The sequence below is a fragment of the Methanobrevibacter sp. genome, from assembly GCF_045116495.1.
Lineage (GTDB): Archaea > Methanobacteriota > Methanobacteria > Methanobacteriales > Methanobacteriaceae > Methanocatella.
This window is the reverse complement of sequence record NZ_JBGULU010000154.1, coordinates 1-2,246: the sequence shown is the minus strand read 5'-3', so window position 1 is coordinate 2,246 and position 2,246 is coordinate 1. Positions and strand designations below refer to the sequence as shown.

Here is a 2,246-nt window from a genome sequence, read left to right as displayed (position 1 = left end):
AATCCCTCGGACTAAACATCCGTGCCGGTTCGACTCCGGCCCCGGGCACCATCCTCCAAATTAAATCTAGATCAAAAAACAAATTATATTATTGTTTATCTTTTGTTCTTTCCTTTTTAAATTCGATTAAAAAATAATCAAAATTAATTCCATCCCTAAGATCTCACTTTTTTCTTACACGAAACTATTAGTTGGCTACTAATCCTAAATCATCATTTAAGGTTGCCGTTTTTAGCTTGGTATTTTGCAAAACGATAGGATCAATTCCCATTGCTTTAAATAAATTTTCGTGTCGTTTTAAAATATTGGTAGTCGGAATGATTGTTTTATCATGATATATACATTCCAATGTATCAAGATCTTTGAAAGTCATATAAAAAGAATTATCTTTGAGTTGCGCCTTGTCTTTTTGTATAGCTGTTTCATTCCATTTGTTTATTTTTAGTTTTACATAGTTAAGAAATTCAGAGGCAAGTAACCCAATAAATAATTTTGCATCAAAATGTTCTTCAGAACTTACCTTTAAAGTATCTGCATCAACATGATTTTTAAAGTAACGGTACATAACCTCAATTTCGTTACGCTGGCGATACAATAAAAATATTTTTTCACAATCTAATTTCATTGATGAAGCAATAATCCATACACCTCCGCCCTGGCAGTACTTATAAGCTTTTACATCATTCAAATCAAAACGATTGAATTTAGAGTTAAAGAACAGAATGCCATTTTTTACAAGTTCCTTATAATAGTCCGACAAAGTAGGTTCTTCAGGTTTTTTCTTGTGATCCGCAACAGCTTTATTTACAGCCTCCAGATAATCAGAGTATGAAGAGTTAAGTTCCCTAACTTTGTTTTCCAGATCTGATTTATTTTTTGCTGCCAGTTCAGAATTGTAGAATGCATACAGATAAATATTTTTTCGTCGTTTTTTGTGAGTTTTAAGATCATGAAACGCCCATTCCAAATCAAATCGTCTGCCGTAGTTAATTTCATTATTGTGCTCAATTCTGATACAACCGTTACCTACTGCCAAATCACCAATATTCCTCTCAATGAATTTTTTAACAGTACTGTGGCAGATTTTTACATGAACAACAAAATCAAGGTTAATGTTGTACATTACATTAATGTTGTAGATTGACCAGTAGCCTCTATCCACTACTATGGCATAGTTTTTACATCCAAAGTATGATAGTTGTTTAACTGCCCCTTCAAGGGTAGAGATATCTTTGGTATGGCCTGAATATGTGCAATGTCCCATTAACGTTCCGGTGTCCTGATCAATCAAAGACATAAAGTTTATGATTGGATTGGTGTTGTTACTTTTGGATTTGCCGTAATCAGCATTATTCAGATTAGGAGATTTTACATCAATATTAGTACCGTCAAGAGCGATGTAACGCCGATCAGCCAGTGAGCTTTTCTGTTGAGACAAATCTGCATTTATTAGTTCCTGCTTTTTCTTGTAAAACCCAATAATAAATTCACTCGTCAAAACCTCGTATATTCGCTGAATTGTATCTTTATTGATATTTTTCTGATAAGGAACAACATGATCCCGGATAAAATATTCGATCCCCCCTAAATGCTTAACTCCCTCATAAATAGCATAAATCAGGATGCTTTTTAGCTGTTCATACTGAATCTTAGTAAGCTTTTTGCTATCAAGCAAAAATTTTAAGGTCCTTCCGGAATACGATTTTTTCAAAATTTCACTTATAAAGTAGGAAGCTCCTATTTTCATATGTCTCGCATCCAGAATGGGCTCTGATTTTTGTGTTGATGCGGCTTTGTCAGTATTCTTTGTTTCAATATGTATTTTATTTTTCCCGGTTCTAACAACTGAAAGATTAACAAAACCGGGATGTGCATTCAGAAAACTACTGTTAAATGTTATTTCTCCCAATCCTGTCTCTGAAAATATTTTACCGATACTGGTGACATCCTTTTTTAAGGTTCTTTTGGTGACAGTATCGTATTGAGGTCTATAGGAATAAACATAATAGCTTTTAGCGCTCTTACTGAAATTGACGTATATGTTATTTAATAAACCGTAAGCTTCTTCAAGATTCATAGTATTATTCCGAAATAAAACAAATAGTGCAACATATATCTTACACAGTTATAAGATAAAAGTAAAGCTGTTTTCGGAATTATTTTTAATTAAATCAAAGACTTACGATCAAATATTAGATCTTCTAACAATTTTAAAATAGTGTAAGATCTGCGACCGCGATCTTAGG

The 2,246-nt window shown here is 32.9% G+C and carries 1 protein-coding gene; it reads right to left on the bottom strand.

The annotated features are described in order from the left end of the window. Positions 1-187: 187 nt before the first annotated feature. Complete coding sequence (locus ACJMLH_RS08205) at positions 188-2,077, bottom strand: hypothetical protein (protein ID WP_405276572.1); 1,890 nt, start codon at positions 2,075-2,077, stop codon at positions 188-190. Positions 2,078-2,246 lie beyond the last annotated feature (169 nt).